The organism is Moritella viscosa (assembly GCF_900120065.1).
GTDB classification, from domain to species: domain Bacteria; phylum Pseudomonadota; class Gammaproteobacteria; order Enterobacterales; family Moritellaceae; genus Moritella; species Moritella viscosa.
In genome coordinates, this window is the sequence record NZ_FPLG01000094.1 from 40477 (window position 1) to 54878 (window position 14402).

Annotated in this window: 15 protein-coding genes; 14 read left to right on the forward strand and 1 reads right to left on the reverse strand. The window is 40.0% G+C overall.

Annotated features, from left to right (window positions below):
* Nucleotides 1-69: 69 nt before the first annotated feature.
* The 14 genes from mnmG to glmU all read left to right on the forward strand — a co-directional run bounded on the left by mnmG (nt 70) and on the right by glmU (nt 13230).
* A complete protein-coding gene (gene mnmG / locus BT797_RS13700) occupies nt 70-1953 on the forward strand; it encodes a tRNA uridine-5-carboxymethylaminomethyl(34) synthesis enzyme MnmG (RefSeq protein ID WP_075472423.1) in 1884 nt (627 codons plus the stop codon).
* Nucleotides 1954-2145: 192 nt separating this feature from the next.
* Nucleotides 2146-2766, forward strand: a complete 621-nt coding sequence (gene rsmG, locus BT797_RS13705) for a 16S rRNA (guanine(527)-N(7))-methyltransferase RsmG (RefSeq protein ID WP_075472425.1) — start codon at nt 2146-2148, stop codon at nt 2764-2766.
* A gap of 12 nt (nt 2767-2778) precedes the next feature.
* Complete coding sequence (locus BT797_RS13710) at nt 2779-3582, forward strand: ParA family protein (RefSeq protein WP_045108506.1); 804 nt, start codon at nt 2779-2781, stop codon at nt 3580-3582.
* Nucleotides 3579-4472 (forward strand): ParB/RepB/Spo0J family partition protein, encoded by an 894-nt coding sequence (locus BT797_RS13715; RefSeq protein WP_045108507.1) that lies wholly within the window; start codon nt 3579-3581, stop codon nt 4470-4472. The genes BT797_RS13710 and BT797_RS13715 overlap by 4 nt, the downstream gene beginning before the upstream one ends.
* Before the next feature lie 388 nt (nt 4473-4860).
* Nucleotides 4861-5250 carry an ATP synthase subunit I gene (locus BT797_RS13720; RefSeq protein WP_045108508.1) on the forward strand — a complete coding sequence of 130 codons (390 nt, stop codon included), beginning with the start codon at nt 4861-4863 and terminating at the stop codon, nt 5248-5250.
* Between the two features lie 3 nt (nt 5251-5253).
* Nucleotides 5254-6030 (forward strand): F0F1 ATP synthase subunit A, encoded by a 777-nt coding sequence (gene atpB, locus BT797_RS13725; RefSeq protein ID WP_045108509.1) that lies wholly within the window; start codon nt 5254-5256, stop codon nt 6028-6030.
* 51 nt (nt 6031-6081) lie between these two features.
* Complete coding sequence (gene atpE / locus BT797_RS13730; protein ID WP_017223402.1) at nt 6082-6324, forward strand: F0F1 ATP synthase subunit C; 243 nt, start codon at nt 6082-6084, stop codon at nt 6322-6324.
* 37 nt (nt 6325-6361) lie between these two features.
* On the forward strand, nt 6362-6832 hold the full coding sequence (atpF, locus tag BT797_RS13735) for a F0F1 ATP synthase subunit B (RefSeq protein WP_045108510.1): 471 nt from the start codon (nt 6362-6364) through the stop codon (nt 6830-6832).
* Nucleotides 6833-6846: 14 nt separating this feature from the next.
* Nucleotides 6847-7380, forward strand: a complete 534-nt coding sequence (gene atpH / locus BT797_RS13740; RefSeq protein WP_045108511.1) for a F0F1 ATP synthase subunit delta — start codon at nt 6847-6849, stop codon at nt 7378-7380.
* A 12-nt stretch (nt 7381-7392) separates the two neighbouring features.
* Nucleotides 7393-8934 carry a F0F1 ATP synthase subunit alpha gene (gene atpA / locus BT797_RS13745; protein WP_045108512.1) on the forward strand — a complete coding sequence of 514 codons (1542 nt, stop codon included), beginning with the start codon at nt 7393-7395 and terminating at the stop codon, nt 8932-8934.
* Between the two features lie 48 nt (nt 8935-8982).
* The gene (gene atpG, locus BT797_RS13750; RefSeq protein WP_045108513.1) at nt 8983-9849 is read left to right on the forward strand and encodes a F0F1 ATP synthase subunit gamma; all 867 of its coding nucleotides are present in this window, start codon (nt 8983-8985) and stop codon (nt 9847-9849) included.
* Nucleotides 9850-9878: 29 nt separating this feature from the next.
* Nucleotides 9879-11264 carry a F0F1 ATP synthase subunit beta gene (atpD, locus tag BT797_RS13755; protein WP_045108514.1) on the forward strand — a complete coding sequence of 462 codons (1386 nt, stop codon included), beginning with the start codon at nt 9879-9881 and terminating at the stop codon, nt 11262-11264.
* Between the two features lie 15 nt (nt 11265-11279).
* Nucleotides 11280-11705 carry a F0F1 ATP synthase subunit epsilon gene (locus tag BT797_RS13760; RefSeq protein WP_045108515.1) on the forward strand — a complete coding sequence of 142 codons (426 nt, stop codon included), beginning with the start codon at nt 11280-11282 and terminating at the stop codon, nt 11703-11705.
* A gap of 160 nt (nt 11706-11865) precedes the next feature.
* Entirely contained in the window at nt 11866-13230 is a 1365-nt protein-coding gene (glmU, locus tag BT797_RS13765; protein WP_075472426.1) for a bifunctional UDP-N-acetylglucosamine diphosphorylase/glucosamine-1-phosphate N-acetyltransferase GlmU, read from the forward strand.
* Nucleotides 13231-13302: 72 nt separating this feature from the next.
* Here the strand turns inward: glmU and nadE are convergent, their stop codons facing one another.
* On the reverse strand, nt 13303-14139 hold the full coding sequence (gene nadE, locus BT797_RS13770; protein WP_075472428.1) for an ammonia-dependent NAD(+) synthetase: 837 nt from the start codon (nt 14137-14139) through the stop codon (nt 13303-13305).
* Nucleotides 14140-14402 lie beyond the last annotated feature (263 nt).

Genomic DNA, 14402 nt, shown 5'->3' on the forward strand with positions numbered 1-14402 from the left:
GCATCTGTTAGAGAAAACCGTAAACTGTGCCGCTCTGAATATATCCGCCAAATAAAACCGAGGTGATACATGGCATACCATGAACAATTTGAAGTTATCGTCGTAGGTGGCGGACATGCTGGCACTGAAGCTGCGGCTGCTGCTGCTCGTATGGGACGAAATACATTATTATTAACCCATAATATCGATACGCTTGGACACATGTCATGCAATCCAGCTATCGGTGGTATTGGTAAAGGCCACTTGGTTAAAGAAATTGATGCACTTGGCGGGATCATGGGCCAAGCCACCGACCTAGGTGGAATCCAATTTAGAACATTAAATTCAAGTAAAGGTCCTGCTGTTCGAGCTACACGTGCACAAGCTGATCGCTTATTATATAAATCAGCAGTACGCCAAAAACTTGAAAATCAGCAAAACTTAACTATATTCCAACAGTCTGTTGATGATCTTATTATTGAAAACGATCGTGTCGTTGGTGTGGTAACGCAAGCAGGCCTTAAGTTTAAAGCAAAGTCAGTAGTATTGACGGTTGGAACATTCCTTGATGGACTTATCCACATAGGCTTACAGAACTATGCAGGTGGTCGAGCTGGTGATCCTGCATCTGTGTCATTAGCTGCACGTTTACGCGAATTACCTATCCGTACTGATCGTTTGAAAACCGGTACACCACCACGTATTGACGGTCGTACAATTGACTTTTCCGTTATGGAAGAACAGCATGGTGATGAGATAACGCCTGTATTTTCTTTTCTAGGTAGCCGTAAGGATCATCCACAACAAATCCCTTGTTATATTACTCATACAAATAATAATACGCACGACGTGATCCGCAGTGGTATGGATCGTAGCCCAATGTATACTGGTGTGATCGAGGGTATTGGTCCACGTTATTGTCCGTCGATCGAAGATAAGATCACGCGTTTTGCTGATAAAGAATCACATCAAATCTTTATTGAGCCGGAAGGATTAACGACTCATGAAGTATACCCTAACGGTATTTCAACAAGTCTACCGTATGATGTTCAAGTCGATCTTGTTCGTTCGATCCGTGGCTTAGAAAATGCTCACATTACGCGTCCAGGTTATGCGATCGAGTACGATTATTTTGATCCCCGAGATCTTAAATTAACGTTAGAAAGTAAATTTATTGAAGGTTTGTTTCTTGCCGGTCAGATTAACGGTACGACGGGTTATGAGGAAGCGGCTGCGCAAGGTCTACTTGCAGGCTTAAATGCTGCTCGTACGTCACGTGATGAAGATACGTGGCATCCTCGTCGTGATCAAGCTTACCTTGGTGTGTTGATCGACGATCTTGCAACTTTAGGGACGAAAGAACCGTATCGTATGTTTACAAGTCGTGCTGAGTACCGCTTATTATTACGTGAAGACAATGCCGATGCGCGTTTAACAGAGCAAGGCTATAAGCTTGGTTTGGTTGATGAGCATCGCTGGCAGGTATTTAGCGAAAAAATGGAAGCGATTGAATTAGAGCAACAGCGTTTACGCTCAACCTGGATCAATCCAAACAAAGCATTTGCTGATAAGATCAACGCACTACTGGCTAAACCATTATCTCGTGAGCATACTTTAGAAGATCTTGTTCGCCGTCCTGAAGTCAGCTACAACGCTCTGATGACAATTGAAGAGTTAGGCCCTAAGTTAGAACATGAATCAGCAGCAGAACAAGTTGAAATTACGATTAAGTACGAAGGCTATATTAACCGTCAAAAATCAGAAGTTGAAAAACAGTTACGCCATGAAAATACATCATTACCGACAGACTTAGATTACGCAAAAATTAAAGGCCTTTCTAACGAGGCTGTTGCTAAGTTAATCGACGTTAAACCGCAAACGATTGGCATGGCATCACGAATTTCGGGTATTACACCTGCCGCGATCTCAATTCTATTAATTTATTTGAAAAAGCAAAACTTACTAAACAAATAAATAATGTACGATTACTGCCACCGTTAACTCATTTATCGGTGGCTATATAACCTCATTTTTGACATCATTCCCTAATTTGCAATGCTACTATTCAGTTTAAGGTACCTTTACCTCACTCAGTAGGTTGTTTTTTATTTTTCTACGATTTGATATTAACTTACATAATCGCGTTTTACCGGAGTAAACCTACGTATGATCAACCGCCTCGAAGCATTATTAGCACAAACATCTTTAGTTGTTACTGATACACAAAAGCAGCAATTAGTGGCATTAGTGACTTTATTACATAAGTGGAATAAGGCATATAATCTAACGTCGGTACGTGATCCTGAAGACATGTTAATAAAACATATCATGGATAGTATTGTCGTGAGCCCGTATTTAGAAGGTGAACGTTTTATTGATGTTGGTACTGGGCCAGGCTTACCAGGCTTACCACTCGCGATCATGAATCCTGACAAAGAATTCGTATTACTTGATAGTTTAGGTAAACGTATTCGTTTTATTACCCAAGCAGTTCATGAACTAAAATTAACCAATGTAACGCCTGTGCAGTCTCGTGTTGAAGAGTATCACCCAGAAATTAAATTTGATGGGGTATTAAGTCGTGCGTTTGCTTCACTAGAAGATATGTTACATTGGTGTAAGCACTTACCAAAACAAGATGGATTGTTTTATGCGTTGAAAGGGGTTAGACCAACGGGTGAAATTAAAACATTGAATACTAAATTTAAACTGGAAGTTGCACATAAACTAACAGTGCCAGAATTAGAGGGCGAACGTCATCTAATTGTTATGTCTGAGATAAAATAATAGGAAATATTTGTGGGCAAAATCATAGCAATAGCTAACCAGAAAGGTGGCGTAGGAAAAACAACAACTTGTGTCAATTTAGCAGCCTCAATGTCTGCGACTAAACGTAAGGTATTGCTCATTGATCTTGACCCACAAGGTAACGCAACCATGGGTAGTGGTGTTGACAAATATACTGTCGAGTATTCAGCCTATGATTTATTAGTTGATGAGAAATCAGTTAAAGAGGTTGTCGTTACTGAAACTTCAGGGAAATATCATCTTATTGCGGCGAACCAAGATGTTACTGCAGCTGAAATTAAGTTAATGGAATTCTTTGCCCGTGAGTTACGGTTAAAAAATGCGTTAGCAGAGGTAAAAGATTATTACGATTATATTTTTATTGATTGCCCTCCCTCATTAAATTTACTTACAATTAATGCCATGGCTGCTGCTGATTCGATTATTGTACCAATGCAATGTGAGTATTATGCGCTAGAAGGACTGACTGCATTGATGGATACCACCAGTAAGTTATCCGCCGCTGTTAACCCTGACTTAAAAATCGAAGGCATACTGCGAACCATGTATGACCCACGTAACCGGTTGGCATCAGACGTGTCTGAACAACTTAAACAACATTTTGGGGATAAAGTCTATCGTACTGTGATCCCACGAAATGTTCGTTTAGCTGAAGCGCCTAGCTTTGGTGCGCCTGCCATGTATTATGATAAATCATCTAACGGGGCTAAAGCTTATTTAGCACTAGCGGGTGAAATTATTCGTCGTCAAGAATTAGCCAATGAACAGAGCGAACAGACAAAGGAACAAGCATGAACGCGAAAAAACGAGGATTAGGTAAAGGTCTGGATGCTTTGCTCGGTACAAGTGCAATTGCAAGAACGAAAGAACAAACAGCTGATGATCTAGTGCAACCGGTAGCAAGGGTTGACAATGAATTTAAAAAATTACCGATTGAATGGTTATATCCAGGTAAGTATCAACCACGTAAAGATATGGCTAGAGATGCCTTAGATGAGTTAGCGGCATCGATTACAGCACAAGGTATTATTCAACCTATTGTTGTTCGGGAATTAAATTCACAACAGTTTGAAATTATAGCCGGGGAACGTCGTTGGCGTGCAGCGCAATTAGCGGGCTTAACAAAAGTGCCTTGTATAGTTAAAAACGTTGCCGATGAAGCTGTCATGGCAATGTCATTAATTGAGAATATTCAACGTGAAGATTTAAATGCAATGGAAGAGTCGATTGCATTACTGCGCTTAATTGAAGAGTTTTCATTAACGCATCAACAAGTCGCCGATGCGGTAGGTAAATCACGAGCTTCGGTATCGAATTTATTACGCTTAAATAGCTTAAATACCGAGGTTAAAATATTACTTGAACATGGTGATATTGAAATGGGTCATGCCCGTGCATTATTGGCACTTGAAGGTGAGTTGCAATCACAAGCTGCAAGCAATATTGCTCAGCGAGGTTTAACGGTACGGGATACCGAAAAATTGGTGAGAAAGCTACTCGAACCAAAAACTGAAATAAGTCCAATAAAGGTAAAAGATCCAGATGTTGTTAACCTAGAATATCGCTTATCTGAACGATTAAAAGCCAAAGTTATCATTAAACAAGGTGCAAATGGCTGTGGGAAGTTAACAATTGACTATACTAGCCTTGCTGAATTGGATGATATAGTTGCAACTTTGGGTTAAATTTTAATCTCTGGATGATAAATATCAAATTAAGTTAATATTTTTTAAAGTGTAGCTATGAGTCAATAAATATACTTAGCTCAGTAAGATACGCTTTTCTTTACAATTATCTTCACTTGAAATATCAAAGGTTTATATTTAACCCGATATCAAAATAACTTTATTTCATAATAACAGTGTTGTTTAGAATTTAATATTATAAGGGCGGTACTCATTAGTGGGTAACGTCTGTCATATCTCATTTTTCAGAATATTATACTTAGCTTTCCTTATCTGGCTTGCAATGAGTTGCATTAGCACCACTTCAACGTATAATTTATCCTGCTTTTAGAAGCGTTTTTGTATATTTTTTTTGAATGCTTCAAAAAGATTGTTTTAGGGGTTTATTGTGTCAAATAAATTAGCAATGAATGCGTTCAATCAAGCTATTAAATTGATTGTGTTTCAGGTGCTATTAGTGGCCGTTTGCGCGTTAACCTTTTTGCTTATTGATGGTGAGCTTTCAGCTCGCTCTGCGATCTTTGGTGGCATTATTTATGTCTTACCAAATTACATTTTTACCCGTTTGGCTTTCCGGTTTATGGGCGCCAGACAGATTCAAGATGTTGTTGCATCATTTGCATTAGGTGAATCGTTAAAATTGGTACTGACAGTTGTGTTTTTTATTGCGGTATTAGGTTTCGTTAAGGTGAATTATCTTCCTCTTTACGTGACGTTCTCATTAGCAATTGGCTCACAATTATTTGCTCCTTATTTTATGAACAAAAAACTGGGATGAAAAATGTCTGCAACAGGTGAAGCACTAACGTCGACCCAATATATCCAACATCACTTAACTAATTTAGCGGTTGGTGAAGGATTTTGGACTTGGCACCTAGACACACTTTTCGTAACCCTCGCTTTAGGGATTTTATTCTTAGGGACATTCTATCTAGTTGGTCAGAAAGCGACAACGGGCGTACCGGGCAAATTTCAATGTTTTGTTGAAATGTGTATCGAGTTTGTTAACGACATCGTGAAAGAATCTTTTCATGGTCGTAATGCGTTAATTGCACCGCTGTCATTAACTATCTTCATGATGGTTATTCTGATGAATACAATGGATTTGGTTCCTGTGGATTTCATTCCTGAAGCCGCAAAAGCAATGGGAATTGACTACATGAAAGTTGTTCCAACAACAGACTTAAATACGACATTTGCTATGTCATTAAGTATTTTTGCACTTATTGTTGGTTTCAGCATCAAGGTTAAAGGTGTCAAAGGGTTCGCTCGCGAACTGACTATGAACCCATTTAACCACTGGTTATTTATTCCTTTTAACTTTGCACTGGAAATGGTTACTTTACTGGCTAAGCCTATTTCATTAGCGCTTCGTTTGTTTGGTAACATGTACGCAGGTGAGCTGATCTTTATTTTGATCGCGCTTATGCCTTGGTACCTTCAGTGGGGACTAAGTGTGCCATGGGCGATTTTCCATATTTTGGTAATCGTTCTACAAGGGTTTATCTTCATGATGCTGTCTATGGTATATCTAAGCAGTGCATGTGAAGATCATTAATTTATAAACACAAATTTTTAATTAAAATTTTTTATCTTATTGGAGAATAAAATGGAAACTGTATCAGCTACTATCTTCGCTGTTGCTATCTTACTAGGTTTTGCTGCATTCGGTACAGCAATCGGTTTCGCTATCTTAGGCGGTAAATTCCTAGAGTCTTCTGCTCGTCAACCAGAGATGGCGCCAGCACTACAAACTAAAATGTTCATCGTTGCTGGTCTTCTTGATGCGATCTCTATGATTGCAGTTGGTATCGCACTATTCCTATTATTCGCGAACCCATTCATCGCTTAATCAGCTTTTGGTCCACTACTAACCAAGGAGGTTCGTTGTGAATATCAACGCAACTCTTTTAGGCCAAGCGATTTCGTTTACGTTATTCGTACTATTTTGTATGAAATATGTATGGCCACCACTGATTGCGGCTATCGAAGAACGTCAACAGAAGATTGCCGATGGTCTTGCAAGTGCGGATAAAGCTGCTAAAGATTTGAAGCTAGCGGAAGCTAAAGCAACAGATCAATTGAAAGATGCTAAAGCGCAAGCGGCAGATATCATTGATGCAGCAAACAAGCGTAAAGCTCAAATTGTCGATGAAGCTAAAGAAGAAGCAAATGCGGAGCGAGCTAAAATTCTTGCTCAAGCGGAAGCTGAAGTTGAAGCTGAACGTAATCGTCTAAAAGAAGAGTTACGCAAACAAGTAGCTGGTTTAGCTATTGCCGGTGCTGAAAAAATTATCGAACGTTCTATTGATGTAGCTGCTAACAGTGACATCGTAGACAAAATCGTTGCAGAACTTTAACAACTGGGGGGCTTATGTCTGATTTGACTACTATTGCTCGTCCATATGCTAAAGCTGCATTTGATTTTGCCGTTAAGGAACAGGCTATTGATAAATGGCAAGAAATGTTAGCGTTTACGGCAGAAATTGCGGTAAATAAAGATATTTCTACATTATTAAATGGTGCTGTAAGTGCACACGCTATTGCTGATATTTTTATCAACGTAGCTGATGAGCAACTTAACGAATCAGGCCAAAACTTTATTAAAGTACTGGCCGAGAACGTTCGGTTAAGCGCATTACCAAACATTGTTACTTTATTTGCACATTACAAAGCGGAACATGAGAAATCTGTTGAAGCTGATGTTACTTCTGCAATGTCACTAACGGCAGAGCAAGAAGCAAATATTGTCATTGCGTTGGAAAAACGTTTAGCACGCAAAGTTAAGTTAAATTGCAACGTTGATAACACGTTAATTGGTGGTTTGATTATTCAGACTGGTGATTTAGTTATTGATGGCTCTGTACGCGGTAAGTTAAATAAACTTGCGGAAGCGCTACAATCGTAATTGGGGAATAGCATGCAACTGAATTCTACAGAAATCAGTGATCTGATCAAACAACGTATTGAAAAATTCAACGTTGTTAGTGAAGCAAGAAATGAAGGTACTATCGTTTCAGTAAGCGATGGTATTATTCGTATTCATGGCCTTGCAGACTGTATGCAAGGCGAAATGATTGAATTACCTGGCAACCGTTTTGGTATCGCACTTAACTTAGAGCGTGACTCTGTTGGTGCGGTAGTAATGGGTTCTTACATGGGTCTTGCAGAAGGCCAGAAAGTACGTTCAACAGGACGTATTTTTGAAGTGCCAGTAGGTCGCAACTTATTAGGTCGTGTTTTAAACACACTTGGTGAGCCTATCGACGGTAAAGGACCAATCGACAACGATGGTTTTTCTCCTGTTGAAGTAATTGCACCGGGTGTAATGGAACGTAAATCTGTTGACCAACCTGTACAAATTGGTATCAAAGCTATTGACGCTATGATACCAATCGGTCGTGGTCAACGTGAGCTTATTATTGGTGACCGTCAGGTTGGTAAGAGTGCTATCGCTATCGATGCAATCATCAACCAAAAAGATTCGGGCATTAAATGTGTATACGTAGCAATTGGTCAGAAAGCTTCTACCGTTGCTAGTGTTGTACGTAAGCTTGAAGAACATGGCGCAATGGAAAACACTATTCTTGTTGTTGCAACGGCTTCTGAAGCTGCGGCACTGCAATACTTAGCACCATACTCTGGTTGTGCTATGGGTGAATACTTCCGTGACCGTGGTGAAGATGCACTAATCGTATATGATGATCTGTCTAAGCAAGCCGTTGCTTATCGTCAGATTTCATTACTATTACGTCGTCCGCCGGGCCGTGAAGCATACCCTGGTGATGTTTTCTATCTACATTCACGTTTACTAGAGCGTGCCGCTCGTGTAAACGCTGAATACGTAGAAGCGTTCACTAAAGGTGAAGTGAAAGGTAAGACTGGTTCTTTGACTGCTCTTCCAATCATTGAAACTCAAGGTGGTGACGTATCTGCGTTCGTACCAACGAACGTAATTTCTATTACCGATGGTCAGATCTTCTTGACTACAGAACTGTTTAACTCAGGCACTCGTCCTGCTGTTGATCCAGGTATTTCTGTATCACGTGTTGGTGGTTCAGCACAAACGAAGATCATTAAGAAACTATCTGGTGGTATTCGTACCGCACTAGCACAGTACCGTGAATTAGCAGCATTTGCTCAATTCTCTTCAGACCTTGATGATGCAACGCGTAAGCAGCTTGATCATGGTGCGAAAGTTACTGAGCTAATGAAGCAAGGCCAATATGCACCTATGAGTGTTGCAGAGCAGGCTCTATCTTTATATGCAGCAGAAACTGGTGCATTAGAAGATGTAGAAGTTAACAAAATTGTTAGCTTTGAAGCGTCTCTACAAGCTTATGCTAAAGCAGAACACGCTGATTTACTTGCTTCTATTAATGAAACAGGCGCGTACGACAAAGATGTTCAAGCTAAGCTAACAAGCTTACTTGCAAGCTTTAAGTCTACACAAACCTGGTAAGAGCGGTGGCAGCCTTTGCTGCCACAGCTAGCTTAATAGGAGAAGCAAATGGCCGGCGCTAAAGAAATTAAAAACAAGATCGGGAGTATTACTAATACTCAGAAGATCACCAGCGCAATGGAGATGGTTGCCGCGAGCAAAATGCGTAAAGCACAAGATCGCATGGCAGCTAGTCGCCCATACGCTAACACAATGCGCAGAGTGATCGGTCATCTCGCAGAAGGTTCCCTAGAGTACTCTCATCCGTACCTAGAAGAACGTGATGCGAAACGTGTTGGTTATATTGTGATTTCAACTGACCGTGGTCTATGCGGTGGCTTGAACATTAACCTTTTCAAAAAAACTATCTCTGATATGAAGGGATGGTCTGAAAAAAATGTAGATGTAGATTTAGGCCTTATTGGTGCTAAAGCTGGTACATTTTTCGCTAACGTAGGTGGAAACGTGGTTGCTAATACAGCAAACCTCGGTGAAGCACCTAAGTTAGATGATTTGATTGGTTCTGTTCGAGTTATGCTAGATGCATACGATAACGGGAAGTTGGATCGCTTATTCGTTGTATATAACAAATTTGTTAATACGATGACGCAAGAACCAACTATCGATCAACTACTGCCGTTGCCTGCATCGGAAGAAAATGAAGCATTACCTAAGCATGGCTGGGATTACCTTTATGAAGGTGAACCTGCTGAGCTTTTAACTAAATTATTAGTTAGATTTATTGAATCTCAAGTGTATCAAGGTGTTGTTGAAAACGCAGCATCTGAACAAGCAGCACGTATGTTTGCAATGAAAAATGCAACAGACAATGCTGGTGACATCATTGATGAGCTACAGTTAGTATTTAACAAAGCCCGTCAATCTGCCATTACACAAGAGATTTCTGAAATTTGTGCTGGTGCTTCAGCGGTTTAGGCAAACTTGTAAAGTTTAGAGGATTTAAAATGAGTACTGGTATTATTGTCCAGATCATCGGTGCAGTTGTGGACGTTGAGTTTCCACAAGAATCCGTACCTCAAGTGTACGATGCACTGACATTCGACGACGCTAACCTATCTGAATTGGTGCTAGAAGTTCAGCAACAAATCGGTGGTGGTGTTGTTCGTTGTATCGTTATGGGTTCAAGTGACGGTTTACGCCGAGGCCTTAAAGTAACTAACACTGGTAGCGCGATTAGCGTACCTGTTGGTGACGAATGTCTTGGTCGTATTGTAAACGTTCTTGGTAATCCAATTGACGGTAAAGGCGCTATCCCAACAGATACGCGTTATGAAATTCACCGTGCCGCACCTTCTTATGAAGAGCAGTCACTTTCTAACGAATTGTTAGAAACGGGTGTTAAAGTTATCGATTTGATTTGCCCATTTGCTAAAGGTGGTAAAGTCGGTCTATTCGGTGGTGCCGGTGTTGGTAAAACCGTAAACATGATGGAACTGATCAACAACATCGCTAAAGCTCACTCAGGTTTATCTGTGTTTGCTGGTGTTGGTGAGCGTACTCGTGAAGGTAACGATTTCTACTACGAGATGGAAGAAGCCGGCGTACTTGATAAAGTAGCAATGGTTTACGGCCAAATGAATGAGCCTCCAGGTAACCGTTTACGTGTTGCTTTGACTGGTTTATCAATGGCTGAACGCTTCCGTGACGAAGGTAAAGATGTATTATTATTCATCGATAATATCTATCGTTATACACTTGCGGGAACTGAAGTATCTGCACTGCTAGGTCGTATGCCATCAGCAGTAGGCTATCAGCCTACACTAGCTGAAGAAATGGGTATCCTACAAGAGCGTATTACTTCAACTAAGAGTGGTTCAATTACATCTATCCAAGCGGTATACGTACCTGCGGATGATTTAACGGATCCATCTCCAGCAACAACATTTGCTCACTTAGATGCAACAGTTGTACTGAACCGTAACATTGCTTCAATGGGTATGTACCCTGCGATCGACCCACTAGATTCTACTTCTCGTCAGTTAGATCCACTAGTAGTTGGTCAAGAACATTACGACATCGCTCGTGGCGTTCAAGGTGTACTACAGCGTTATACTGAGTTAAAAGACATTATTGCGATCCTAGGTATGGATGAGCTATCTGAAGAAGATAAGCAAATTGTATCTCGTGCTCGTAAGATCCAACGTTTCTTAACTCAGCCATACCATGTTGCTGAAGTATTTACGGGTGACCCGGGTGTTCTAGTATCATTAAAAGAAACTCTACGAGGCTTTAAAGGCTTACTAGAGGGTGATTACGATGATCTTCCTGAGCAAGCGTTCATGTATTGTGGCTCTATCGACGATGCTGTTGAAGCTGCGAAGAAACTGTAAATAAGCGAGGGCACTATGGCTATGACTTTTGATTTGAATGTAGTAAGCGCAGAAGGTGTTTTATTTTCTGGGCGTGCTGAAAGCATTCAAGTTACCGGTTCTGGCGGTGAGTTCGGCATTTTAGCTGGGCATACACCACTATTAACTGGAATAGTACCTGGCATGGTGCGCTTGGTTAAACAACACGGTGAAGAAGAAGTTATCTTCGTTTCAGGCGGTACTTGTGAAGTACAACCTGGCGAAGTTACCGTGCTGGCTGATACTGCTATTCGTGCAGAAGATCTAGATTTAGCCAAAGCGCAAGAAGCCAAAAGACAAGCTGAGGAACTACTTAACAGCTCTGCAACTAACCAAGATGTAGATTATGTTAAAGTTGCGAATCAACTGGCTGATGCAATTGCTCAACTTCGCGTGCTTAAATTGGTTAAAAAATTCAACTAGTTTGAATTTTTAATTGAATACGTTTAGTTGTCAAAAAGCGACCTTAGGGTCGCTTTTTTTATGTTTTTAATACACAATCCTTATTGTTAAACTTAATTATTCCCTATAACCTGAATATTCTATTTATATTTTAATGTCATCATTCAGATAAGAGCCCATTATGCCCATTAGTGTTGTTATTCTTGCCGCTGGTAAAGGAACGCGTATGCGTTCAGATCTCCCTAAAGTTCTTCACCCAATTGCTAAAAAACCAATGGTTCAGCATGTTATTGATACCGTAAAACAGTTAGATGTTAACGATATCCATTTAGTCTATGGCCATGGCGCTGAATTACTGAAATCACGAATCCAAGATGACAAATTAGATTGGGTTCTACAAGCTGAACAATTGGGGACTGGTCATGCGGTACAACAGGCCGCGGATCAATTTAAAGCCGATGAACAAGTATTAGTGTTGTATGGTGATGTTCCATTAATTAGCCAAGAAACGCTAACCCATTTATGTCAATCTCAACCTGAAGGTGGTATTGGCTTACTTACTGTGAAATTAGATAATCCTATGGGATATGGTCGCATTGTTCGTGAAGGCGACACAGTTGTAGGTATTGTTGAGCAGAAAGATGCATCTGCAGATCAACTTAAAATTAATGAAGTGAACTCTGGTATTCTCGTTGCTAATGGTGCAGATTTTCAGCATTGGTTATCTCTGTTAGATAATAATAATGCGCAAGCTGAATATTACTTAACTGATGTAATAGCGCTTGCGCATAAAGCAGGTCGCAGGATTAACGCCGTTCACCCTATTGCAAATATCGAAGTCGAAGGTGTTAATAACCGCATGCAATTGGCTGAACTAGAACGCGCATACCAAGAATTACAAGCATATAAACTCATGGGGCAAGGCGTTACTATGCTTGATCCACGTCGCTTTGATTTACGTGGTGAAGTGAATGTTGGTAACGATGTTACTTTTGATATTAATGTTATCATTGAAGGTAAGGTAACGATTGGTCGTGGTGTCACTATCGGTGCTAATTGTATTTTGAAAGATTGTCATATCGGTGATCATTCTGAGATAAAACCAAACTCCATTATTGAATCGGCGACAATTGGAATTGATTGTAGTGTGGGTCCATTTGCGCGTTTACGCCCTAAAACTATACTTGAAGACGATGCACATGTAGGTAATTTCGTCGAGCTGAAAAAAACAACATTAGGTAAAGGATCTAAAGCTGGTCACCTTGCTTATCTTGGCGATAGCATTATTGGTGAAAAAGTAAATATTGGTGCAGGTACTATTACTTGTAACTATGACGGGGTAAATAAATTCGAGACGGTTATTGGAGATGGCGCATTCATTGGTTCAGATAGTCAATTGATCGCACCTGTTACTATTGGTAAAAATGCTACTGTTGGTGCTGGTTCTACTATCGCGAGAGATGTTGCTGCCGATGAACTTGTTATCACTCGAGTGAAACAACGTCATATCAAAAATTGGCCAAAACCAACTAAAATTGTAAAGTAAGCGTTAACGTCATTACAGTTATAAAAAGCAGAGATAAACCTCTGCTTTTTTGTATACGTCATTAACTATGCATTATACAGGGGTTGGAATTGGATTACGTTTATGAGTTGTTTTTTTATAGGTATCGATAATTTTAATTTCAGCTTTAATATCGATCTCTTTCCCTTCTAAGAAATCATCGATTTGCTCATAAGTAACACCTAAGGCAATTTCATCTTCTAATTGAGGGCGGTCTTCTTCCAAATCGGCAGTCGGTACTTTTTGATAAACTAATTCTGATGCGCCTAAATAGGCTGCGAGTGATCTAACCTGACGTTTATTTAAACCAAACAATGGTGCTAAATCACAAGCTCCGTCACCGTGTTTAGTAAAGAAGCCGGAAATGTTTTCTGCACTGTGATCTGTTCCTGGTACTAAACCACGATATAAACCGGCAATTTCATATTGTGCAATCATTCGCATTCTTGCTTTTACATTACCTTTATTAAAATCTTGGTTGAATGCGGTACTTTCTGGTAACCCAGCTGCTTTCACGGATTCGAGTACTTCTGCATGAATACTATCTGCACCAGATTGAATATTGACGGTGATAGATGTTTTTGGATTAATAAAGCGAAGTGCTTTTTGTGCATCATCTTCATCTGCTTGTACAGAGTAAGGTAAACGCACTGCAATGAAATTATAATCATCACTCTGGCACTCTGTATTTAGCTCTTCTATAGCTAATTGGCAAAGTCGGCCACAAGTTGATGAATCAACACCACCACTTATACCTAATACTAAACTTTTTAATCCTGAGTCAGTTAATTGTTGTTTGATAAAGTTAATGCGACTACGGATCTCATCGGCGATATCGATACTAGGTTTAACTTTCATCTCTGTGATAATTTGTTTTTTAAGTTCAGTCATGGGTTTATCTCCTTGGTTAAAGTTATTGTATCGCGAAAAATGGACATTACTAGTAATCTGACGATGTTAATGATGACTTTTATAATGTCTTGCTTCGCTATATTGGGGGATTCATATACTATCAAGATCGAAAAAACACACTTCTGTACTAAATCTATACAGAGCTTGTTGTTTGTGAGGTTATTTTATAATAACGCTTGCCTATGTGATCGAATTCTCTATAATCCATCCCACTGAAACGGAAACAGCCGCTCAGTATGCTC

Coding starts and splice junctions, on each gene's coding strand:
- mnmG (WP_075472423.1), top strand. CDS start 70: ATGGCATACCATGAACAATTTGAAGTTATCGTCGTAGGTGGCGGACAT.
- rsmG (WP_075472425.1), top strand. CDS start 2,146: ATGATCAACCGCCTCGAAGCATTATTAGCACAAACATCTTTAGTTGTT.
- BT797_RS13715 (WP_045108507.1), top strand. CDS start 3,579: ATGAACGCGAAAAAACGAGGATTAGGTAAAGGTCTGGATGCTTTGCTC.
- atpB (WP_045108509.1), top strand. CDS start 5,254: ATGTCTGCAACAGGTGAAGCACTAACGTCGACCCAATATATCCAACAT.
- atpE (WP_017223402.1), top strand. CDS start 6,082: ATGGAAACTGTATCAGCTACTATCTTCGCTGTTGCTATCTTACTAGGT.
- atpH (WP_045108511.1), top strand. CDS start 6,847: ATGTCTGATTTGACTACTATTGCTCGTCCATATGCTAAAGCTGCATTT.
- atpA (WP_045108512.1), top strand. CDS start 7,393: ATGCAACTGAATTCTACAGAAATCAGTGATCTGATCAAACAACGTATT.
- atpG (WP_045108513.1), top strand. CDS start 8,983: ATGGCCGGCGCTAAAGAAATTAAAAACAAGATCGGGAGTATTACTAAT.
- atpD (WP_045108514.1), top strand. CDS start 9,879: ATGAGTACTGGTATTATTGTCCAGATCATCGGTGCAGTTGTGGACGTT.
- BT797_RS13760 (WP_045108515.1), top strand. CDS start 11,280: ATGGCTATGACTTTTGATTTGAATGTAGTAAGCGCAGAAGGTGTTTTA.
- glmU (WP_075472426.1), top strand. CDS start 11,866: ATGCCCATTAGTGTTGTTATTCTTGCCGCTGGTAAAGGAACGCGTATG.
- nadE (WP_075472428.1), bottom strand. CDS start 14,139: ATGACTGAACTTAAAAAACAAATTATCACAGAGATGAAAGTTAAACCT.